The sequence below is a fragment of the Blastococcus sp. SYSU D00922 genome, from assembly GCF_054050495.1.
This window is the reverse complement of the sequence record NZ_JBJGZL010000014.1, coordinates 1-20,047: the sequence shown is the minus strand read 5'-3', so window position 1 is coordinate 20,047 and position 20,047 is coordinate 1. Positions and strand designations below refer to the sequence as shown.

Below are 20,047 nucleotides of genomic sequence, written 5' to 3'. Positions count from 1 at the left end.
AGCGACGGGCACGCTGGGTGCCGATTCAGGAGAGCGAGCAACAGATGGATCAGACGCAGGAAACCGAGCACGTGGTGACCGAGGAGCCCGTCGCGGACGGTCCCCGTCGTCGCGGTCCGGGTCTGCGCGGCCGCATGCTGGGGGCCATCCTCGTCGTGGCGCTCACCACGGTCGGCGTCGGTGCCGTCGGCATCCAGCGCATGGGCGTCCTCAGCGACCAGGCCCAGCAGGTGTACGACGAGGGTGCGGTCCCGGTGAACGCCCTGCGCGAGCTGCAGGTGGACTGGTGGGAGCTGTCGGCCTACACCGCGCGCGCCAACATCCAGACGCTGCCCGCCGAGAGCCGTGCCTCCTCGCAGGAGAAGGCGGCCGCCGGCACGCAGACCCTCATGGAGCACACCGCCGCAGCCGCGGAACTCCCGATGTCGGACGAGACCCGGGCGGCCTACGAGGAGTTCGCCGGTGCCGCCGAGCAGTACCTCGGGCTGCTGCAGCAGCTGGTCGCCGGCACGGGCAAGCTGACCCCGGCCCAGCAGATGGCGATCATCCAGCCGATGAACGAGTTCGAGGCGACCATCGAGGCGTCGCTCATCACGGCCACCGAGTCCGCCACGGTGACCGCGCAGTCCGCCGCGGCCGACGCGCAGGACGCCTACGAGTCGGCCCGCACGCTCACGCTGGTGATCATCGTCGTCGGCCTGCTCGTGTCCGTGGTCCTCGCCGTGCTGGTGTCCCGCAGCGTCACCCGCCCGGTGCAGCGCATCCGCGAGATCCTCGCCCAGGTCGCCGGTGGTGACCTCACCGTCCGCGCCGGTCGCACCGGTGGCGCCGAGCTCGGCGAGATGGCCGCCTCCCTGGACGAGACCCTCGACTCCATCGGCAACGTGCTGGTCCTGGTCAACGACTCCTCCACCCGCCTCGCCGCGGCGTCGTCGCAGCTGAACGCGGCCGCGGAGGGCATGCGGCACAACGCCGAGACGGCGGCCGGGCAGGCCGACGAGGTCGTGTCCTCCGCCGGGGCGGTGGCCTCGAGCGTGGACACGGTCGCCACGGGGTCGTCGCAGATGGAGTCGGCCATCCGGGAGATCGCGCACAACGCCACCGAGGCCGCGCGCGTGGCCGGTCAGGCGGTGTCGGTCGCCGAGAACACCACGAAGACGGTCGGCAAGCTGGGCGACTCCTCGCAGGAGATCGCCACCGTGATCAAGCTGATCAACGGCATCGCCGAGCAGACCAACCTGCTGGCGCTGAACGCGACGATCGAGGCGGCGCGGGCCGGGGAGGCCGGCAAGGGCTTCGCGGTGGTGGCCTCCGAGGTCAAGGAGCTGGCGCAGGAGACCGCGCGGGCGACCGAGGACATCTCCAAGCGGGTCGAGGCGATCCAGGCCGACACCGCCGGTGCGGTCGACGCGATCAGCCAGATCAGCTCGGTCATCGGCGAGATCAACGACTTCCAGGCGACCATCGCCGCGGCGGTCGAGGAGCAGACGGCGACCACCAACGAGATGAACCGCAACGTGGCCGAGGCCGCCAGCGGCACCCAGGGCATCGCCGCGGCGATCTCCGGGCTGGCCGCCGGCACGCAGGAGACCAACCAGCGCGTCGCCGACGCCCAGCGCGCCGCCGGCGAACTGGCCCGGATGAGCGGCGAGCTGCAGGAGGCGGTGGCGCGCTTCACCGTCTAGGAGCGCACAGCACGACGGCGCCGCACCCCGGCCCGGGTGCGGCGCCGTCGCGCGTCCGGGCTCAGGTCAGGATCGCGTAGGCGATGACCATGTTCGCGATCGCCACGACGATCGCGACGACGCCGGTCACCAGGCCCGCGGTCGACTGGCCGGTGCGGGTGCCGTTGCGCCGGGCGACGGCGCCCAGGGCCACGCTCACCACGCCGAGCGCGAGGCCGACGACGGCGAACAGCACGGCGAAGACGATGCCGACGATGCCGGTGACGAGCGAGGCGACCGCGAGGCCGTTCTGCCCGGTCTTCGTGGCGGGGGTGGTCGAGTACTCGGTGGTCACGGGTCCTCCGCTTCGGTGACCGGTGTCTCCGGTCGCGACGGCAGACGTTGATCACCGGCCGCCCGGCGGAAACCGCACGGGGCCGCATTCACCCGTCAGGGCGACACGGTGTCGACCGTCAGAGGTACTGGCCCCCACCGGGCCGGAAGTCCGGCTGCTGGCCGCCGGGCCCCTGGCCCCCGGGCAGCGCCCTGCGGCGGGTCTCCTCCAGCTGCGCGCGGGCGGCCATCTGCTGGGCGAAGATGGCCGTCTGGATGCCGTGGAACACGCCCTCCAGCCAGCCCACCAGCTGCGCCTGCGCGATCCGCAGCTCCGCGTCCGAGGGCGTCTCCCCGTCGGTGAACGGCAGGGTGATCCGCTCCAGCTCCTCCCGGAGCTCCGGCGCGAGGCCGTCCTCCAGCTCCCGGATGGACTTCGCGTGGATGTCGCGCAGCCGGTTGCGGCTGGCGTCGTCCAGAGGCGCGGCGCGGACCTCCTCGAGCAGCTGCTTGATCATCGTGCCGATCCGCATCACCTTCGCCGGCTGCTCGACCATCTCCCCGACGCCGGGCGGCCCGTCGCCGTCGTCGCCGCCCTGCGGCACCGCCAGGGCGCCGACCGGCTGCCCGTCGGGGCCCACGACGACGACCTGCTGGGGGCGCTCGCTGCCGTTCCCGGGTGCAGTCATGGCTCCATCCTGCCCCGCCCCCGGGAGCCGCGAACGCCAGGTCCCGGGGAGAGCTGAACCGATCGCGGCCGCGGACCGTGCTGAGGGGGACGGTGGCCGCGCGGGCCGCCGGGGAGGGAGCGGCGCCGTGCGCACGAACTGGAGGCCGGCGGCGGGCATCGCCGTGGTCCTGCTCGCCGCGGCCGGGTGCGGCTCCTCCGGCGGCGGGGACGACGCGGCGACGGCGCCGTCCGGCACCGCCGCCTCGGACGCCGTCCTCTCCACCGCGGACAGCGACCTGGGCGAGGTCGTCGTCGACGCCGAGGGCCGCACCGTGTACGTGTTCGACAGGGACACCGCCGGGTCGGGCAGCAGCGCCTGCGAGGGCACCTGCCTGGACAACTGGCCGGCGGTCACCGCGGACGACGGGAACCCGGACGCGGCCGGCGTCAGCGGCGAGGTCGGCACCATCGAGCGCGGCGACGGCACCCGTCAGGTGACCCTCGACGGCATGCCCCTGTACACGTACGCCGGCGATGCCGATCCTGGCGACGTGACGGGACAGGGGGTGCAGGGCGTCTGGTGGGTCGTGTCCCCGGACGGGGCCAAGGTGACCTCGGCGCCGTCCGAGCCGGCCCCGGTACCGGGGTACTGAGCGGGTGCGGACGCGCGGGGCGGTCTCGGCGGAGGAGAGCCTGCGGGCCCTCTACGAGGAGCACGCCCCCGTCCTGCTCGGCTACGCCCTGCGGCTCACCGACGGCGACCGGGCGCGCGCGGAGGACATCGTGCAGGAGACCCTCGTGCGTGCCTGGCGCAACCTCGACCGGGTCGACCGCGACGGCCGGTCGCTGCGCCCGTGGCTGTTCACCGTGGCGCAGCACATCGCCGTCGACGCGCACCGCGCCCGGCGGGCCCGGCCGCCGGAGGTGGGCGACGCGGCGCTGGCGGTCCTGCCCGGGCTGGACCAGGTCGAGGCCACCCTCGACCGGATCGTCGTGACCGACGCGCTGCACGCGCTGTCGCAGGAGCACCGGGCGGTGATCGTGGAGACCTACTACCGGGGGCGGAGCGTGGCCGAGGCCGCCCGGGTGCTGGGCATCCCACCGGGCACCGTGAAGAGCCGCTGCTACTACGCGCTGCGGGCGCTGAAGCTGGCCCTCGCCGAGCGGGGGGTGACCACGTGACCTGCCGGGAGGCGCCGGAGCTCGGCGCGTACGTCCTGGGCGCCCTCGGGCCGGACGAGCGGCGGGCGGTGGAGCAGCACGTCGACCGCTGCCCGGCCTGCGCGGCGGAGCTCGCGGAGCTCGCGGGTCTCCCGGCGCTGCTCGACCGGGTGCCGCACGAGGACCTGGAGCCGGTGGCCGTGGCGCCGTCGGCCGGCCTGTTCGACCGCGTGGCGGTCGCTGCCGAGGTCCGGCCGGCCCGCCGTTCCCGGACCCGGCTGCTGCTGGCCGCCGCCGCCCTGCTGGGCGCCATCGGGGTGGGCGCAGGGGTCACCGGCTGGCTGGGCGGCGGGGACGACCCCCGCAGCCGCTCGGCCTCGGCCGGCCCGGTGCGCGCCACGGTCAGCGCCAGCGCCGACGGCGACGGCACCGCGCTGGACGTCACGGTCGCGGGCCTGCACGCCGGGGAGATCTGCACGATGGTCGCCGTGGACGACGACGGGGACCGGCACCCGGCGGGGGAGTGGCCCACGTCGCCGGACGGCGGCGGCCGGTGGGTCGGCTGGACGACCGTCGACCCGGGCGCGCTGGACGAGGTGCTGCTCCTCGGCGACGGCGGGCGGGAGCTCGTGCGGCTGGACCTCTAGTCCTCCGGCAGGAGCAGGACCTTGCCGACGTGCTCGCTGGCCTCCACGACGGCGTGCGCCTCGCTGGCCCGCGACATCGGCAGCCGCCGGTCGACGATCGGGCGGACGACGCCCCGCTCGACGTCGGGCCAGACGTCGTGCAGGACGGCGGCCACGATGCCGGCCTTGCCGCCGGTCCCGGACGCCGGCCGGGAGCGCAGCGCGGTGGCGTGCACCGACGCCCGCTTGCCCAGGAGCTTCGCGATGTCCAGCTCCGCCCTGGTGCCGCCCTGCATGCCGATGACGACGAGCCGGCCGCCGATGGCGAGGGCGTCGACGTTGCGCCCCAGGTACTTCGCGCCCATGTTGTCCAGGACGACGTCGACCCCGCGCCCGCCGGTCTCCTCGGCGATCACCTCCGCGAAGTCCTGGTCGCGGTAGTTGATGCCGACGTCCGCGCCCAGCTCGCGGCAGACGTCGAGCTTGGCCGCCGTCCCGGCGGTCGTGAACACGCGGGCGCCCGCGCGGGCGGCCAGCTGGATGGCCATCGTGCCGATGCCGCTGGAGCCGCCGTGGACGAGGAAGCTCTCCCCGCGCCTGAGCCCGGCCAGCTGGAAGACGTTGGACCAGACGGTGCAGGTCACCTCGGGGAGGGCGGCCGCGGTGGCCAGCTCGACCCCGGCCGGGCGGGGGAGCAGCTGGACCGCCGGGACGGCGACCCGCTCGGCGTACCCGCCGCCGGCCAGCAGCGCGCACACCTCGTCGCCCACCGACCAGCCGTCGACGCCCTCGCCCACCTCGCTGATCACGCCGCTGCACTCCAGCCCGAGGATGTCGCTCGCGCCCTTCGGCGGCGGGTAGAAGCCCTGCCGCTGCAGCAGGTCCGCCCGGTTGACGGCCGTCGCGGCCACGTCGACGACGACCTCGCCGGGGCCGCAGACGGGATCGGGGACCTCCGCCCATGTGAGCACCTCGGGTCCGCCGGGCTCGGGCACCGTCACCGCACGCATGGCCCGACCCTACGACCCGCTGCGCGGCGGTCCTTCCCCGTCACGGTGCGCGCCGACCCGCCGTACCGCCCGGTGCGGCGCGGTGGCGGTACCGGCGGCCGGGACGAGCGGTGCCAGGGTGGGGCGACCGCCGGCACGCGCCGCGGTGCCCGCGGCCCGGCGGCCGCCAGGAGGTACCTCATGGCCGCCAACACCTCACCTGGGTGGGTCCCACCACCGCCGCCGCCTCGCATGGGGCCCGGGCGGGTGATAGCGATCGTCCTCGGCGCCCTGCTGCTCCTGCCGGCGCTCGGTCTGGTGACCGGCGGCGGGGTGCTGCTCTGGGCGGACCAGTGGGCCCGGGACGACGACGGTTACCTGTTCACCGCCAGCGACGACTTCTCGACGGTCGGGTACGCGATGCAGAGCGACCGGATCGAGCTGGAGACCGATGCGGACTGGGTGCCCCTGTCGGCCGCGCTGGGGACCGCCCGCGTGGAGGTCACGGGCACGGGCGGCACCGGCGAGGTGTTCATCGGCGTCGGGCCCAGCGCCGACGTCGCGGCCTACCTGGCCGGGGTCGAGCGGACCGTCATCGACGACCTGGGGCTGGACACCTCGGCCGCCGAGCGGGACCTCCTGCCCGGCGGCGCACCGTCCGGTCCGCCGGCGGAGCAGGGCTTCTGGACCGTCCAGGCCACCGGGACCGGGACGCAGCAGCTGAGCTGGGAGCCCGACGAGGGGTCCTGGACGCTGGTGATCATGAACGCCGACGGGTCGGCCGGGGTCTCGGTGGACGCCAGGATCGGGGCGACGGCTCCGGCGCTCGGCGGCCTCGCGTGGGGGCTGCTCGGTGTCGGGCTGTTCCTGCTCCTGGTCGCGGTGCTGGTCCTCGTCCTCGCGGCCCGTCGTCGCACCCCGCCCGCCGCCATGCCGTACGCCGGCAGCCCCGGTGGACCGCCGCCCTACTGGGCTCCGCCGCCCCCTGTCGACCGGACCACGGCGGCCGACGCCCGGCCGCCGTCCCCGACCGATGCGACGCACCGGGGGCCGCAGGACGGCTGAGGCCCCGGCTCAGGCCGGGACGAGCGCGGCACCGGAGACCGAGACGCAGCGCTTGACGTCCTCGCTGCCGGCGGCCAGCCCCGCGAGGACCCCGCCGACGGCTCGCCGGGAGACCTTCATCGCCTCCGTGCCGCCCGTGGTGGAGACGGCGGCCGGCTCGTCGCCGTCGGTGAGGTAGACCGGCTGCACCAGCGTCCAGTCCAGCCCGCTGCCGCGGACGATCCGCTCCTGCTCCTCGTGGTCGGCGATCTGCGGCCGCAGCACCAGCGCGAACACCAGCCGCGAGGAGAACGGCAGGAGCGCCCGGGTCTCGCCCACCCCGTAGGACGACTGCACGACCAGCCGCCGCACCCCGTGCCGCTGCATGGCGGCGACCACCGTGGCGGTGCCGCGCGACCGCACGTCCAGCGGCGTCCCCGTGCTGCCGCGCAGCCGCACCCGCACCGCGCTCTCGGCGATGCCCAGGGTCACCACGACGGCGTCCTGACCCCGCACCGCGCGGTCGACGTCGGCGGCCACCGTCGCGTCGCCGTCCACCGCCCGGACGCCGTCCCGCCCGCCGAGCACCTCGCCCGCCCGGCGGGCGAAGGCGGTGACCTCGTGCCCCTCCTCCAGCAGGGCGGCCACCGCCGCCTGCCCCGAACCGCCCGTCGCGCCCACGACCAGGACCTTCATGACCTCGCTCCTTTCTGCGATGCCGGCCGTGCGGCCGGTGCGTCCACCGTCGCCGGGACGCGCGGTCACGGGAACGGCCGCCAGTCCGGAGAACATGACCGATCGTCCGGCCACCCTGGACGAGCGGTCAGCGACCGGCCAGGCTCGGGGCATGACCGCAGCCCCGGCGGCGCCCTGGACCTCCGTCGACCCCCTCGGCGAGGTGCTGGCCGACCTGCGCATCCGCGGGACCTTCTACTGCCGCGCCGAGGGCAGCGCCCCGTGGGGCGTGGAGATGCCGGCCCTGGGCGGGTGCATGAGCTTCCACGTCGTCACCGAGGGCACCTGCCTGCTCGAGGTGGACGGCGAGGTGCACGAGCTGCGCGGCGGTGACCTGGCGCTGGTCCCGCACGGCCGGGGGCACCTGCTGCGCAGCGGCGCCGGCGCACCGATCGCGGGCCGCGCGGACCTGCTGCCGCAGGACTACCTCGGGGAGCACTACTCGGTGCTGCGCGTGGGCGGTGGGGGAGCGCCGTCCCGCCTGGTCTGCGGCGTGGTCGAACCCGAGCGCCCCGGCGTCGCCCACCTGCTGGACCTGCTGCCGCCGGTGCTGCTGGTCCGCGGCGACGCGGCGCGCGGCGGCTGGCTGACCGTGCTGCTGGGGATGATCGCCGACGAGGTGCGGCACGACCGCCCGGGCGCCGAGGCCGTGGTGACCCGGCTGGCCGACGTGGTCGTCGTCCAGGCCGTCCGGGGGTGGCTGGACGGCGGCGGGACCGGGCCCGGCTGGCTGCGCGCGCTGCGGGACCCGCAGGTGGGCCGCGTCGTCGCGATGGTGCACCGCGAGCCCGGCGCCGCGTGGACCCTGGACCGGCTGGCCCGTGAGGCGCGGATGTCGCGCTCGGCCTTCGCCTCCCGGTTCACCGAGCTGGCGGGGGAGCCGGCGCTGCGGTACGTGACCCGGTGGCGGATGCACGTGGCCACGATCGCCCTCGGGCGCGGTGCGCGGGTCAACGAGCTGGCGCGCACGCTCGGCTACGAGTCGGAGGCGGCCTTCTCCCGGGCGTACAAGCGGGTCGTGGGGGTGCCCCCGGTGACGGCGCGGGGCCGACCGGGCTCGCCGGCCGGCCCCGCACCCGAGCTCACGCGCGGGCCTTGAGGTCCTTGCGCAGGATCTTGCCGGCCGCCGACTTCGGCACCGCCTCGATGAACTCGACGAAGCGGACCTTCTTGTGCGGGGCCACCTTCGAGGCCATGTACTCCATGACGGCCTCCTCCGAGAGCTCGGAGCCTGGCGCGCGGACGACGAAGGCCTTGGGCAGCTCCTCGCCGCTCTCCTTGTCGGGGACGCCGATGACCGCGGCGTCGGCGATCTCCGGGTGCCCGATGAGCACGGCCTCCAGCTCGGCCGGCGCCACCTGGTAGCCCTTGTACTTGATCAGCTCCTTGACGCGGTCCACCACGGTGTAGCGGCCCTCGTCGTCGACGACCGCGACGTCGCCGGTGTGCAGCCAGCCGTCGGTGTCGACGGTGTTGCGGGTGGCCTCCTCGTTGTTGAGGTAGCCCTTCATCACCTGCGGCCCGCGGATCCAGAGCTCACCGCTCTGGCCGGGGCCGGCGTCCTCGCCGGTGCCCGGGTCGATCAGCCGGCACTCGGTGTTGGGCACCGCGTAGCCGACCGACCCCTTCGGCACGTCCGTCTTCGCGCCGGGCGGCTCCTGGCCCGGGTCGGGGGTGGTGTGCGACACCGGCGACAGCTCGGTCATCCCGTAGCCCTGGCCGACGGTGACGCCGTCGTCGGCGCCCTTGCGCAGCCGGCTCTGCGCCGCCAGCGCCAGCTGCTCGTCCAGCGGCGCGGCGCCGGACAGGATCGAGGTGAGCGAGGACAGGTCGTACTGGTCGACCACCGGGTGCTTGGCCATGGCCAGCAGGATCGGGGGCGCCACGAACGCCCGGGTGATCTTGTGGTCCTGGATGGTGCGCAGGAAGTCCTCGAGGTCGAAGCGGGGGAGCGTGACGACCGCCCCGCCCCACGCCAGGCCCTGGTTCATCAGCACGGTCAGGCCGTAGATGTGGAAGAACGGCAGGACGGCGATGATCCGCTCGTCCTCGCCGAGGTTGATCAGCGGCCGGCACTGGGCCACGTTCGCCACCAGGTTGCGGTGGGTGAGCATGACGCCCTTGGGCAGGCCGGTCGTGCCGCTGGAGTAGGGCAGCGTGACCAGGTCGTTGGCCGGGTCGATGTCCACCTGGACGCTCGGGGCGTCGGCGCCCAGCAGGTCGAACAGGTTGGCGTGCCCCTCGGCGCCGTCGAGCACGATGATCTCGTCGACCGGCGACTTCTCGGCCGCGGCGGTGGCGCGGTCCATGAACAGCGAGATCGTGATGAGGATCTTGGCGCCGGAGTCCTTCAGCTGGAAGGCGATCTCGTCGGGCGTGTAGAGCGAGTTGATCGGGCTCATCACGCAACCGGCGGCGGCGATCCCGTGGAAGACCACCGGGAACCAGGGCGTGTTGGGGCAGAAGACGGCGACGACGTCGCCCTTCCGCAGCCCGCGGGCGTGCAGGTTCGCGGCCACGCGGTCGACGTACTGGGCGAGCTGGCCGTGGGTGATCACGTCACCCTTGAGGCCGTCGATCAGGGCGGGGGCGTCGGGCCGCTCCTTGCCCGCTGCCAGGACGAACTCGGGAACCGACAGGTTCGGGATCTCGACATCGGGATACGGGCTGGCCAGGGCCACGGTGCTCCTCCTCAGTGCTGGTGTGGCGCCAGTCTCACACCTGACGTGTCGGGCGCCACAAGGGGGTTACCCGCCGGTTCGCCGTCTCAGCGCGGCCAGAGCACCGATTGGGTGCACCGGAACAGCGCGATCGTCTTCCCCGACTCCGCGTTCGTGACGACGGCGTCCCACACCTGCGTCGTCCGGCCGGCGTGGACGTTGGTCGCGGTGCAGGCGATCCGGCCCTCCCGCGCCGTCCCGAGGTGGTTGCTCTTCAGCTCGATGGTGGTGAAGCCGCTGGAGCCCTCGGGGAGGAGGGCGCGGGTGGGCAGCCCGCAGCTGGTGTCGGCCAGGGTCACGACCGTGCCCGCGTGCAGGTAGCCGTTGGGCGCCAGCAGCTCGGGCCGGACGTCGAGGTGCGAGGTCAGCCGGCCGCGCTCGTGGGTGTCGATCACGATGCCGAGGAGCCCGGGGAACGTGCCCGGGAGGAGGGCGTTGAGCTCGTCGGCGGTGAGGAACCCGGTGGCGGCCATGCGGCGAAAGCTATCGCGGCCCGCTCCGGGCCCTCCTGCGCGCGGGCCGGGGGCGGTAGCGTCCGCGCACCGAGCCAGGAGGGCACGCATGGACGACGGAGTGCGCATCCTCAGGGCGGGCGACGGCGAGGCGCTGGGTGACCCGGCCGGTGTGCGCGACAGGTTCATGGTCGACGGCGAGGACGCCGGCGGCCGGTTCGCGCTCGTCCAGCACCTGTTCCCACCCAGAGCCCTGGCCGCGCCCGTGCACCGGCACCACCTGGAGGACGAGTTCACCTACGTCGTCGACGGGCGCATCGGAGCGGTCCTCGGGGAGGTCGAGGTGGTCGCGGAGCCGGGGGACCTCCTGTTCAAGCCCCGCGACCAGTGGCACACCTTCTGGAACGCCGGGAACCAGCCCGCGGCGGTGCTCGAGCTCATCTCGCCGGCGGGACTGGAGGCGTTCTTCCGCCGGCTCGACGCGATGCACGAGTTCCCCGAGCCGCACGAGCTGGCCGCGATGGCCGCGCCGTACCGCTGCGACATCGACCCCGAGCGGACCGTCGCCCTGCTCGAGCGGCACGCCCTCGTGTTCTGACTGGCCTCCTGGGCGTGCTCAGCCCTGGTCGGCGGTCTCCCAGAGCCCCATCACGTTGCCCTCGGGATCGGTGAAGTAGGCGGCGAAGCCCATGTCGCCGACCGGCGTCCTGCCGACGACGGTGGAGCCGCCCAGCTCGCCGATCCGCGCGAGCGTCCGGTCGATGCTGTCGACGTCGACCACCAGGACCGGTCCGCTGTGGGCGGCGTCCGAGCGCGACAGCATGCCGCCGTTGATGAAGCCCTTCTCGGTGGGACCGGAGTCGTCGCTGGGGCCCGACATCACGATCGTGTAGCCCATCTCGGGCATCTCGGCGATCTGCCAGCCGAAGGCGTCCTTGTAGAAGCCGCGTGCCCGGTCACCGTCGTCGAACGGGACCTCGAAGTGCACGACCCGACCGCTCATGGCGGCCTCCTCGGGGGTGGTCCGGATACCGACGCGGCGCAGGCTAGACCCGCCGAGGGGAGCCCGGAAGGCCGTCGGGCGCTGCGGAGCCTCGTCCTCGTCAGGGTGGCATCAGGCGAGGCCGCGGACGGTCCTCGCGGGCGGCCGGTCGCCGCGGATCGAGGCCACCATGTCCAGCGTCTGCCGGGTGGCGCGGACGTCGTGGGCCCGGAAGACCCGCGCGCCGAGCCAGGCGCTGACCGCCGTCGTCGCCAGCGTGCCGGTGAGCCGCTCCTCCAGGGGGACGTCGAGGGTCTCGCCGACGAAGTCCTTGTTCGACAGCGCCACCAGGACCGGCCAGCCCGTGGCGACGAGCTCCTCCAGCCGCCGCGTGGCCTCCAGCGAGTGCCGGGTGTTCTTCCCGAAGTCGTGCCCGGGGTCGACCAGCACGCGGTCGCGCTGCACGCCGGCGGCCACCGCGGCCTCCGCGAGCGCCGTCGTCCGGCCCACGATGTCGGCGACGACGTCGTCGTACTGCACGCGGTGCGGCCGGGTGCGGGGCGGGAGACCGCCGGCGTGCGTGCAGACGATGCCGGCGCCGGCCTCCGCCGCCACCGCGGCGAGCTCGGGGTCGACCCCGCCCCAGGCGTCGTTGACGACGTCGGCCCCCGCGGCGAGCGCCTCGCGGGCGACCTCGGCCCGCCACGTGTCGATCGAGATGGGCAGTGCGGGGTGCGCGGCGCGGATGGCGGCCACCAGGTCGACGGTGCGCCGGATCTCCTCGGCGGCGTCGACCTCGTCGCCGGGAGCGGCCTTCACGCCGCCGACGTCGACCATGTCCGCGCCCTCGGCCACCACCTGGTCCACCCGCGCGACGGCCGCACCCATGGCGTAGGTGGCGCCGCGGTCGTAGAACGAGTCAGGTGTCCGGTTCACGATCGCCATCAGCACGAACGCACCGTCTGGCACATCCAGCGCACCGATCCGGAGCAACCCGTTCCCTCCCCGCCGACGACCGTGTGGTGGAGTCAGCCAACCAGACCGACTCGGAGGGGACAGGGCAGATGGCGCAGACCACCGTCGCGGGCGTCGAGGGCGTGCAGGGCCTGGTCGGGCAGCACCTGGGCCACAGCGACTGGGTGGAGATCACCCAGGAGCAGGTGAACCGGTTCGCCGAGGCCACGGGTGACCACCAGTGGATCCACGTCGACCCCGAGCGCGCGGCGAAGGAGAGCCCGTTCGGCGGCCCGATCGCCCACGGCTACCTGACGCTGTCGCTGATCCCCTCGCTGGTCCCGCAGATCATCGAGATCACCGGCTTCCGCATGGGCGTCAACTACGGCACGGAGAAGGTGCGCTTCCCCTCGCCGGTCCCGGTGGGCGCGCGGGTGCGTGCCGGCGCCACGCTCGAGGCGGCGACACCCTTCGAGGGCGGGATCGCCATGAACCTCGGCGTCACCGTGGAGGTCGAGGGCGGGACGAAGCCGGCGATGGTCGCCACCGTCGTCTACCGCCGCTACCTCTGAGGGGACTTCCTGTACAGGAAGTCCCCTCAGTCGACGATGGCCTGGTTGACCAGCGCGCGCAGGTAGTTGCGGATCGGCAGGGTGCTCGAGGGCAGCAGCTGCGTGTAGAAGCTGACCGTCACGTCCTCGACCGGGTCCACGTAGAACGCCGTGGACGCCGCTCCGCCCCAGCTGTAGTCGCCCACGCTGGAGACGACGCCGTACCGCGCCGGGTCGATCACCATCGAGAAGCCGAGGCCGAAGCCCACCCCGCGCAGCGGCGTCTCCGCGAACAGGGGGCGGCCGAACGTCTCCAGGTCCTGGTTGCCGGGGAGGTGGTTGCGGACCATGTGCGCGATCGTCCGCGGGCCCAGCAGCCGGCCGCCGTCGTAGGAGCCGCCGCGGCGCAGCAGCTCGACGAAGCGCAGGTAGTCCCCGGCCGTCGAGACCAGCCCGCCGCCCCCGGACAGGAACGCCGGCTTCGAGCGGGCCGCCGCGTCGAACGCGGCGTTGAACGTCATCCCGGTCGCCGCCCCGCCGGGCTCGCCGGGGGCGGCGAGGTAGAGCTTCGCGAGCGACTCGGGGTCGTCGTCCGGGCGGAGCCCGAACGAGGTGTCGCGCATGCCCAGCGGCGCGAAGATCCGCTGCTCGAAGAACTCGTCCAGCGGCCGGCCGGAGAGGACCTCCACCAGCCGGCCCAGGACGTCGGTGCTGACGCCGTAGTTCCACTCGCTGCCCGGCTGGAAGACCAGCGGCACCGAGGCCCACTGCCGGCAGACCTCGGCGGAGTCGGCGCCGGGCGGCGTGCCCCACTCGTGCCCCATGGCCCGGTACATCGCATCGACCGGATGGGCGTGGTGGAAGCCGTATGTGAGCCCGGACATGTGGGTCAGCAGGTGCCGCACCCGGATCGGCTCGACCTGCGGGGCGGTCACCGGCTTCATCGCCGACCCGGCCACGTAGACGCGGGTCTCGGCGAACTCGGGCAGCCATCTCGCGATCGGGTCGTTCAGCTCGAACGCGCCCTCCTCGTAGAGCATCATCGCCGCGACCGAGGTGACCGGCTTGGTCATCGAGTAGATGCGCCAGCGGGTGTCCTCCTCCACCGGCAGGCCGTTCTCGACGTCCCGGAGCCCGTGCCGGCCGACGTGCACCAGCCGGCCGTGGCGGGAGACGGTCACCAGGAAGCCGGGCAGCTGCCCGTCGTCGACCCAGCGCGCCAGGCGCCGGTCGATCCGCCCCAGCCGGGCGGGGTCGAGGCCGACCTCGGCGGGGTCGGTGCTGACGGTCAGGTCACTGCCCACGGATACCTCCGGTGCCCACAACGCCGTCCGCCGTCGGGCGGCTCCTGCACCCGCATCCTGACCCACGGCGTTGTGGGCCGGACCACACGGGTCAGGCAGCCGCCCGACGGCGGAGGAGGCAGAGCTCGGCGGGACGCGTCGTCCCGCGCCCGGATCAGACCGGGACGGAGCTGGCGGCCTTCTTGAGGTTCGAGCCGGCGGTCACCTTGACGGTGTTGGCGGCGGGGATGTCGATCGACTCACCGGTCTGCGGGTTGCGGCCGGTCCGCGCCGAGCGCTGCGTGCGCTCGACGGTCAGCAGGCCGGAGACGGCGACCTTCTCGCCGCGGGTGATCGCGTCGACGAGCTCCTCCTGCAGCCCGGCGAGGACCGAGTCCACGGTCGAGGCCGGGACGTCGGCGCGCTTGGCGATGGCGGAGACCAGTTCGGCCTTGTTCATGAGGTTCCTCTCGTGTGTGCGGTGGCGGGTGCCAGGGCTCGGCACGCGGCCGGTTCCAGCCCCCGGCGGGGGTCCCCCGGTGCCCCTGCGCTGAGCGCGGGGCGGGCTCGCCCCCCGGAATTCCGGGAAAGCGGACCCCGGGCACCGTGCCATGCCGGCCCGCGGTCTGGCCACCCAGGGGTCCCCGGAAGGCCTCCAGACGACCCGTGGACCCCATCCGTACCACCTGCGGAAACGCCGACGACCGGGTGCTGGGCACCCGGTCGTCGTCGCATCCCCTTCCACGGGAGGTCTGTCAGATGCTGTGGATGTGGCTCCGGACGGCCGCGACCAGCTCCGGGGTGATGTCGGTGACGCCGTGGTCGGCGGCCGCGTGGCCGGCGACCTGGCTGAAGATGCCGTCCTCGTCGGCGGCCGAGAAGCTGGCGCCGCAGCCGGGGATGACGTCTCCGCAGGCGAAGGTCTTCATTGGGGTGGACTCCTTGTCGTGGGGGTCGTGCGACCGGCCGCGGGGGCGGCCGGGGGTCAGGGCGGTCAGCGGCTCCGCGGGGCGGCCGACGCGAGGTCCTCGATCCGGAGCAGGCCGAGCACGTGGCCCGACGGGTCCGTGCAGAGGACGGGGTCGAAGCGGACGGCGGGCGGCCGGGTCAGGGCCCGCTGCAGGGTCTCGGTGACGTCGGTCGTCGGGTGGACCCGCAGCGACACGGGCGCCTCGTACACCTCGTGCGTCCGCGGGTCGTGCAGCAGCATCGAGCTCGGCTCGCCCTGCGGGCCGAGCAGCACGACCGGCGGGACGACGGGCAGCTCGTCGCCAGGAGCGTGCTGGCGGACCGGCCGGACCAGCCCGGCCACGGAGTCGGTGAGCCGGGCCCGTGCCACCTGCGCGCGCACCAGCTCGGTGACGTCGTCGGCGAGGGGGGCGAAGCCGGGCGTGGGGCGGCCGAGCAGCCAGCCCTGGGCCAGCGGGACGCCGAGCCGGGCGAACGCGGCGAGCTCGGCGGCGGTCTCGATGCCCTCCGCGAGCAGCCACGCGTCGATCCGCCCGGCGAACTCGCCCAGCATCTCGGCCAAGGCCACGCGGACGGGGTCGGTGTCGGCGTCGCTGACCAGCGCGCGGTCGAGCTTCACCACCTGCGGCCGGAGGACGGCGAGCTGCTGGAGACCCGAGTAGCCGCTGCCGGCGTCGTCGAGGGCGATGAGGGCGCCACGGGCGCGCAGCTCCTGGGTCTGGCGGCGCAGCGCGGCCAGGTCGTGCACGGGGGTGTGCTCGGTCAGCTCGACGACGACCCGGTGCAGGTCGGGACGGGTGGCGAGGGCGTCCTGCACGGGCGCGGAGCCGAGGATGTGCGGGCTGACGTTGACGGTCAGGAAGGTGTCCGGCGGCAGGGAGGGCACCGCGGCCAGCGCCTTGTGGATCGCCAGCGCCTCCAGCTCGGCGGCGACGCCTGCCTCGGCGGCCGCGGCGAACCAGACGTCGGGCCCGGCGGCACCCGGGAACCGCGCCAGCGCCTCGTAGCCGGCGATCGTGGCACCGGCGAGGTCGACGATCGGCTGGAAGACCAGCGTCAGGTCGTCGGGGTCGGCGAGCAGCGGACGGCAGTCCGGGAGGCGCGCCGTGCGCGTGCCGAGCATGTCGTCGTATCGGCCCCGAGCGCGTGCTCCTTGACCTCGGGTGTCGCCGGTCACCCGCAGGAGGGAGATCATGGTCGCGCAATCCGTGCCCGGGCACGGGGCGGCCGCCGTGACAGCATTACCCTCGATCAGCGCCCGACCGGTCGCGCAGGGACGCAGGAGCGAGGGGGTCGCCCGGCAATGCCCGACGCACCCGTTCGCCCCGATGCGGATCCGTTGCGCGATCCGCACCGCATCGCGGCGGCCCGCCGGCTGCTGGCGGAGGTGTCCGGCCCGGCTGCCTACGACCGGTTGTCGGCGCTGGCCGCCCGGCTGGCCGGCGCCGGCCACGCCAAGGTCACCATCTTCACCGACCAGGACACCGTCGTCGGCGGCTGGGGCCTGCCCCCGGGGGTGATCGGCGGGCCCGCCCTGCTGACCGGCGCGCTGTCGGCGATCACCGTGCGCCAGCGCACGCCGCTGCGGATCGACTCCGCGGCCGCCGACGAGCGCGTCGCCGGGCTGCCGGCGGTCACCTCGGGCCAGGTCGGCGCCTACCTCGGTGCGCCGCTCGTGGCGGAGTCCGGTCACGTCATCGGCGTCCTCGCGGTCTACGACGCCGAGCCCCAGACCTGGTCCGACGACGCCACGCGCCTGCTCGACGAGCTGGGCGCCTCGGTGGTGGCCGAACTGGAGCTGGCCGCCGCCCGGACCGCGATCGGGACGTCCCTCGCCCGCCTCGACGTGGCCCTCGAGGCCAGCTCGGTGGGCACGTGGGAGGTCGACCTGGTCCGGAACGTCATGGACTGGGACGAGCGGTGCGCCGCGATCTTCGGCTACGAGGGCGCGGTCAACCTGCCGATGGACCGGCTGTTCGCCGAGCACGTGCACCCCGACGACCTCGAGGCGGCGCAGGCGGCGATGCAGGCCGCCATCGACGCCCGCGCCCAGTACACGGTGGAGCTCCGGGTCGTCCGGGCCGGCGACGGCGGCATCCGCTGGACCGTCTCGCGCGGTCGCGTGCTGGCCGACCCCGACGGCGTGCCGACGCGCATCCTCGGCACGGTCCTCGACGTGACCGACGCCCGGCAGGAGTCGGCGTCGCGGCTGGCGGCCATCCAGCGCGCGGCCGCGATCGCGGAGGTCGCCGCGCAGGCCGCGAACGCGACCGGCATCGCCGAGCTCGCCGACATCACGCTGCGCGGGGCCGAGGTGCTCGGCGCGGAGTCCGGCGGGGTCGCGGTGTTCGACCCGGACGACGGCGTGCTCAAGGTCTACCTGGGGCACCGGCTGATCGAGACGGTCGAGGCCGAGCTGCACGAGCCGATCCCCGTCGGCGGCGTCGCTGTCGAGCTCGACGACGCGCTGCCCACGCAGTACACCGCCCGCACCGGCGAACGGATCCTGCTCGCCTCGGCCGCGGAGGGCGCGGCGCGCTTCCCGGCGATGGCGCAGGTCACCGAGGTGCTGGGGATCCGCTCCCTGGCCTCCCTGCCGCTCGTCGTCGAGGGGCGGGTGCTCGGCAGCTTCGTCGCGACCTGGGCGACCGACCACGAGTTCACCGACGAGGACCTCGAGCTGCTCGACGGCCTCACCGCCCAGATCGCGCTGAGCGTCTCCCGGCTGCAGGCCGACGCCCAGCGCGCGGCCGCCGTCGCCGCCATGGTCGAGGCCAACCGCCAGGTCCAGCTGCTCGCCGACGCCGGGCGGGTCCTCTCCGGCACCCTGGAGATCACCCAGCAGATCGAGCAGCTCGCCGAGCTGGTCGTGCCGACGCTCAGCGACTGGTGCTGGATCCTGGTCACGGACGAGCAGGGGCGCCTGAACGGCATGGCCTCGGCGCACGCCGACCCGGCCCGCCGCGAGGAGCTGGACGCCTACGTGCGGTCCATGGTCGCGGTGATGACGGAGGAATCCGCCGCCCGCGTCGTCGCCGCGACCGGCCGGCCCATGGTCATGCCCGACATCGACCCCGCCCACCTGGCGCGCGCGCTGCCCGACGGCGAGGTCCGCGCGGCGCTGGACCGGCTCGGGGTCGGGTCGGCCGTGATCGTCCCGCTGTCCGCCCGGGGGCAGTCGCTCGGCGTCCTGGGCCTGTTCAACGCGCGGGGCCGGGAGCCGCTGACCGCCGCGGAGGTGGACACCGCCGTCGAGATCGGTCTGCGGGCCGGCCTGTCGCTGCAGCACGCCCGCCTGTTCGGGCAGCAGCGCGCGCTCGCCGACGCGCTGCAGCGCAGCATGCTGACCGAGCCTCCCGTGATCGAGGGGGTCGAGGTCGTCGTCCGCTACGTGCCCGCCGCCGAGGGCGCGGAGATCGGGGGCGACTGGTACGACGCCTTCCTCGACCGCGGCGGCCAGCCGGTGCTCGCCATCGGCGACGTCGTCGGTCACGACACCCGGGCCGCCGCGGCCATGGGCCAGGTGCGCGGCCTGCTGCGCGGGATCAGCTTCTCCAGCGGCGGCTCACCGGCCGAGGTGCTCCGCCGCGTCGACCGCGCCGTCGACGGGCTCGCCCTCGACACGATGGCCACCGCGATGGTCGCCCGTCTCGAGCGGGACGACGACGGTGACGGGATGCTCCTGCGCTGGGCGAACGCCGGTCACCCGCCGGCCATGCTCATCAGCCCGGCCGGGGAGGTCACCGTGCTCGACCCGAAGCCGGCCGACCTGCTGCTGGGCGTCTCCCCGGAGACCGCCCGGGAGGACCACATCGAGGTGCTGGAGCCGGGGACGACGCTGCTGCTCTACACCGACGGGCTGGTCGAGCGGCGCGACCGCGACATCGACGCCGGCACCGAGGCCCTGGTGGCCGAGCTGGGCCGGGCGGCCGCTCTCCCGCTCGACGAGCTGTGCGACCGCACGCTGGCCAGCCTGGTGCTGCGCGACGCCGAGGACGACGTCGCGGTGCTCGCCGTCCGGCTGGCCCCGCGCCACTGACCCGTCAGGACCCCCGGCGACGGCGACCGAGCCGGTTCCGGGCGTGCAACGGCAGGTCGACGGCGACCGGCGCCTGCCAGCCGCGCCACACCGAGAGCACCCGCAGCGCCGCGACCAGCACGATGACGGCGGCGGCCACGGGCAGCGGGTCCAGCTCCAGGGGGCCGGCGAGCACGGCCAGGACCGAGGCGCCGATCATCGCCGCGACGGCGTTGTAGGGCCCCGGCTCGACGATGTCGGCGCGCTGGGCGAGCAGCATGTCGCGGATCACCGCGCCGCCGACCGCCGTCGCCGTCCCGATGAAGACGACCGACGCGCTCGGGAGCCCGGCGAGCTGCGCCTTCTGGGCCCCGATGACGGTGAAGAAGCCCAGGGTGACGGCGTCGAGGACCACGAGCAGGCCGGTGAGGCGGGAGAGCCAGCCGGAGAAGAAGAACGTCACCGCGGCGGTGATCGACACCGTCGGCAGGTAGGCCGGGTTGGTCATCGCGACGGGCGGCCCCTCCGCCAGGAGCACGTCGCGGATCAGCCCGCCGCCGAGCCCACCGGTCACGGCGAGCAGCAGGACGCCCGAGACGGCGAAGCCCTCGCGCGCCGCGAGCAGCCCTCCGGTCAGCGCCCCGATGACGATGGCGGCCAGGTCGACGGCGGCCGGGACCCGCAGTGCCTCGGCCGCAGCCACGATCTCCACGAGGGTCCATTGTCCGTGGGCCGGCCGAGGTGCCGGCAGCGGACCCGCCGCACAGTCGTGGGGGGGGGGGGGGGGGGGGGGGGGGGGGGGGGGGGGGGGGGGGGGGGGGGGGGGGGGGGGGGGGGGGGGGGGGGGGGGGGGGGGGGGGGGGGGGGGGGGGGGGGGGGGGGGGGGGGGGGGGGGG

22 protein-coding genes are annotated in these 20,047 nt (G+C 74.7%); 9 read left to right on the top strand and 13 right to left on the bottom strand.

Annotation, left to right across the window (positions count from 1 at the left end; genetic code table 11):
- The first annotated feature begins 44 nt into the window (after positions 1-44).
- A complete protein-coding gene (locus ACI78T_RS17455) occupies positions 45-1,685 on the top strand; it encodes a methyl-accepting chemotaxis protein (RefSeq protein ID WP_456559388.1) in 1,641 nt (546 codons plus the stop codon).
- Positions 1,686-1,746: 61 nt separating this feature from the next.
- Here the strand turns inward: ACI78T_RS17455 and ACI78T_RS17450 are convergent, their stop codons facing one another.
- A complete protein-coding gene (locus tag ACI78T_RS17450) occupies positions 1,747-2,019 on the bottom strand; it encodes a DUF4190 domain-containing protein (protein ID WP_456559387.1) in 273 nt (90 codons plus the stop codon).
- A gap of 118 nt (positions 2,020-2,137) precedes the next feature.
- The gene (locus tag ACI78T_RS17445) at positions 2,138-2,686 is read right to left on the bottom strand and encodes a bacterial proteasome activator family protein (RefSeq protein ID WP_456559386.1); all 549 of its coding nucleotides are present in this window, start codon (positions 2,684-2,686) and stop codon (positions 2,138-2,140) included.
- 127 nt (positions 2,687-2,813) lie between these two features.
- Between ACI78T_RS17445 and ACI78T_RS17440 the strand changes: the two genes are divergently transcribed.
- Genes ACI78T_RS17440 through ACI78T_RS17430 form a run of 3 tightly spaced genes read left to right on the top strand, consistent with a single transcriptional unit; the run spans position 2,814 to position 4,475 of the window.
- Entirely contained in the window at positions 2,814-3,320 is a 507-nt protein-coding gene (locus tag ACI78T_RS17440) for a COG4315 family predicted lipoprotein (protein WP_456559385.1), read from the top strand.
- A gap of 4 nt (positions 3,321-3,324) precedes the next feature.
- Entirely contained in the window at positions 3,325-3,849 is a 525-nt protein-coding gene (locus ACI78T_RS17435) for a sigma-70 family RNA polymerase sigma factor (protein WP_456559384.1), read from the top strand.
- Positions 3,846-4,475 (top strand): anti-sigma factor family protein, encoded by a 630-nt coding sequence (locus ACI78T_RS17430; protein WP_456559383.1) that lies wholly within the window; start codon positions 3,846-3,848, stop codon positions 4,473-4,475. The genes ACI78T_RS17435 and ACI78T_RS17430 overlap by 4 nt, the downstream gene beginning before the upstream one ends.
- Here the strand turns inward: ACI78T_RS17430 and ACI78T_RS17425 are convergent.
- Positions 4,472-5,464 (bottom strand): NAD(P)H-quinone oxidoreductase, encoded by a 993-nt coding sequence (locus ACI78T_RS17425; RefSeq protein ID WP_456559382.1) that lies wholly within the window; start codon positions 5,462-5,464, stop codon positions 4,472-4,474. The two genes, ACI78T_RS17430 and ACI78T_RS17425, sit on opposite strands and share 4 nt — an antisense overlap.
- 246 nt (positions 5,465-5,710) lie before the next feature.
- On the opposite strand from ACI78T_RS17425, the gene ACI78T_RS17420 reads away from it, so the two are divergent.
- Positions 5,711-6,508 (top strand): hypothetical protein, encoded by a 798-nt coding sequence (locus ACI78T_RS17420; protein WP_456559381.1) that lies wholly within the window; start codon positions 5,711-5,713, stop codon positions 6,506-6,508.
- Between the two features lie 9 nt (positions 6,509-6,517).
- Here the strand turns inward: ACI78T_RS17420 and ACI78T_RS17415 are convergent, their stop codons facing one another.
- Entirely contained in the window at positions 6,518-7,183 is a 666-nt protein-coding gene (locus ACI78T_RS17415; protein WP_456559380.1) for an NAD(P)-dependent oxidoreductase, read from the bottom strand.
- A gap of 151 nt (positions 7,184-7,334) precedes the next feature.
- Here ACI78T_RS17415 and ACI78T_RS17410 point away from each other — a divergent pair, with 151 nt between their 5' ends.
- The gene (locus ACI78T_RS17410; protein WP_456559379.1) at positions 7,335-8,321 is read left to right on the top strand and encodes an AraC family transcriptional regulator; all 987 of its coding nucleotides are present in this window, start codon (positions 7,335-7,337) and stop codon (positions 8,319-8,321) included.
- Here the strand turns inward: ACI78T_RS17410 and ACI78T_RS17405 are convergent.
- Together ACI78T_RS17405 and ACI78T_RS17400 are read right to left on the bottom strand one after the other, a co-directional pair.
- On the bottom strand, positions 8,305-9,903 hold the full coding sequence (locus ACI78T_RS17405; RefSeq protein ID WP_456559378.1) for a 4-coumarate--CoA ligase family protein: 1,599 nt from the start codon (positions 9,901-9,903) through the stop codon (positions 8,305-8,307). The two genes, ACI78T_RS17410 and ACI78T_RS17405, sit on opposite strands and share 17 nt — an antisense overlap.
- An 86-nt stretch (positions 9,904-9,989) precedes the next feature.
- Complete coding sequence (locus tag ACI78T_RS17400; RefSeq protein WP_456559377.1) at positions 9,990-10,415, bottom strand: PaaI family thioesterase; 426 nt, start codon at positions 10,413-10,415, stop codon at positions 9,990-9,992.
- Between the two features lie 88 nt (positions 10,416-10,503).
- Here ACI78T_RS17400 and ACI78T_RS17395 point away from each other — a divergent pair, with 88 nt between their 5' ends.
- Positions 10,504-10,992, top strand: a complete 489-nt coding sequence (locus ACI78T_RS17395; RefSeq protein WP_456559376.1) for a cupin domain-containing protein — start codon at positions 10,504-10,506, stop codon at positions 10,990-10,992.
- 18 nt (positions 10,993-11,010) lie between these two features.
- Here ACI78T_RS17395 and ACI78T_RS17390 read toward each other — a convergent pair whose 3' ends face one another.
- Positions 11,011-11,397 (bottom strand): VOC family protein, encoded by a 387-nt coding sequence (locus ACI78T_RS17390; protein ID WP_456559375.1) that lies wholly within the window; start codon positions 11,395-11,397, stop codon positions 11,011-11,013.
- Positions 11,398-11,508: 111 nt separating this feature from the next.
- Entirely contained in the window at positions 11,509-12,321 is an 813-nt protein-coding gene (gene folP / locus ACI78T_RS17385; protein ID WP_456559461.1) for a dihydropteroate synthase, read from the bottom strand.
- Between the two features lie 119 nt (positions 12,322-12,440).
- On the opposite strand from folP, the gene ACI78T_RS17380 reads away from it, so the two are divergent.
- On the top strand, positions 12,441-12,902 hold the full coding sequence (locus ACI78T_RS17380) for a MaoC family dehydratase (RefSeq protein ID WP_456559374.1): 462 nt from the start codon (positions 12,441-12,443) through the stop codon (positions 12,900-12,902).
- Between the two features lie 26 nt (positions 12,903-12,928).
- Here ACI78T_RS17380 and ACI78T_RS17375 read toward each other — a convergent pair whose 3' ends face one another.
- From ACI78T_RS17375 to ACI78T_RS17360, 4 genes are all read right to left on the bottom strand, one after another.
- Positions 12,929-14,185, bottom strand: coding sequence for a serine hydrolase domain-containing protein (locus tag ACI78T_RS17375; RefSeq protein WP_456559373.1), 1,257 nt, complete (start codon positions 14,183-14,185; stop codon positions 12,929-12,931).
- A gap of 154 nt (positions 14,186-14,339) precedes the next feature.
- Complete coding sequence (locus ACI78T_RS17370; protein ID WP_116449420.1) at positions 14,340-14,624, bottom strand: HU family DNA-binding protein; 285 nt, start codon at positions 14,622-14,624, stop codon at positions 14,340-14,342.
- A gap of 295 nt (positions 14,625-14,919) precedes the next feature.
- On the bottom strand, positions 14,920-15,093 hold the full coding sequence (locus ACI78T_RS17365; RefSeq protein ID WP_456559372.1) for a DUF1059 domain-containing protein: 174 nt from the start codon (positions 15,091-15,093) through the stop codon (positions 14,920-14,922).
- Between the two features lie 65 nt (positions 15,094-15,158).
- Positions 15,159-16,256 carry an EAL domain-containing protein gene (locus ACI78T_RS17360; protein ID WP_456559371.1) on the bottom strand — a complete coding sequence of 366 codons (1,098 nt, stop codon included), beginning with the start codon at positions 16,254-16,256 and terminating at the stop codon, positions 15,159-15,161.
- A gap of 216 nt (positions 16,257-16,472) precedes the next feature.
- Here ACI78T_RS17360 and ACI78T_RS17355 point away from each other — a divergent pair, with 216 nt between their 5' ends.
- On the top strand, positions 16,473-19,172 hold the full coding sequence (locus ACI78T_RS17355) for a SpoIIE family protein phosphatase (protein WP_456559370.1): 2,700 nt from the start codon (positions 16,473-16,475) through the stop codon (positions 19,170-19,172).
- Positions 19,173-19,176: 4 nt separating this feature from the next.
- On the opposite strand, the gene ACI78T_RS17350 is transcribed toward ACI78T_RS17355, so the two are convergent.
- Entirely contained in the window at positions 19,177-19,863 is a 687-nt protein-coding gene (locus tag ACI78T_RS17350) for a trimeric intracellular cation channel family protein (RefSeq protein WP_456559369.1), read from the bottom strand.
- Positions 19,864-20,047: the final 184 nt, after the last annotated feature.

Excerpts from the sequence above, each read along its gene's own strand:
- folP (WP_456559461.1), bottom strand. The coding sequence starts at position 12,321 with ATGGCGATCGTGAACCGGACACCTGACTCGTTCTACGACCGCGGCGCC.
- ACI78T_RS17390 (WP_456559375.1), bottom strand. The coding sequence starts at position 11,397 with ATGAGCGGTCGGGTCGTGCACTTCGAGGTCCCGTTCGACGACGGTGAC.
- ACI78T_RS17365 (WP_456559372.1), bottom strand. The coding sequence starts at position 15,093 with ATGAAGACCTTCGCCTGCGGAGACGTCATCCCCGGCTGCGGCGCCAGC.
- ACI78T_RS17380 (WP_456559374.1), top strand. The coding sequence starts at position 12,441 with ATGGCGCAGACCACCGTCGCGGGCGTCGAGGGCGTGCAGGGCCTGGTC.
- ACI78T_RS17415 (WP_456559380.1), bottom strand. The coding sequence starts at position 7,183 with ATGAAGGTCCTGGTCGTGGGCGCGACGGGCGGTTCGGGGCAGGCGGCG.
- ACI78T_RS17410 (WP_456559379.1), top strand. The coding sequence starts at position 7,335 with ATGACCGCAGCCCCGGCGGCGCCCTGGACCTCCGTCGACCCCCTCGGC.
- ACI78T_RS17445 (WP_456559386.1), bottom strand. The coding sequence starts at position 2,686 with ATGACTGCACCCGGGAACGGCAGCGAGCGCCCCCAGCAGGTCGTCGTC.
- ACI78T_RS17455 (WP_456559388.1), top strand. The coding sequence starts at position 45 with ATGGATCAGACGCAGGAAACCGAGCACGTGGTGACCGAGGAGCCCGTC.
- ACI78T_RS17370 (WP_116449420.1), bottom strand. The coding sequence starts at position 14,624 with ATGAACAAGGCCGAACTGGTCTCCGCCATCGCCAAGCGCGCCGACGTC.
- ACI78T_RS17400 (WP_456559377.1), bottom strand. The coding sequence starts at position 10,415 with ATGGCCGCCACCGGGTTCCTCACCGCCGACGAGCTCAACGCCCTCCTC.
- ACI78T_RS17360 (WP_456559371.1), bottom strand. The coding sequence starts at position 16,256 with ATGCTCGGCACGCGCACGGCGCGCCTCCCGGACTGCCGTCCGCTGCTC.
- ACI78T_RS17395 (WP_456559376.1), top strand. The coding sequence starts at position 10,504 with ATGGACGACGGAGTGCGCATCCTCAGGGCGGGCGACGGCGAGGCGCTG.
- ACI78T_RS17425 (WP_456559382.1), bottom strand. The coding sequence starts at position 5,464 with ATGCGTGCGGTGACGGTGCCCGAGCCCGGCGGACCCGAGGTGCTCACA.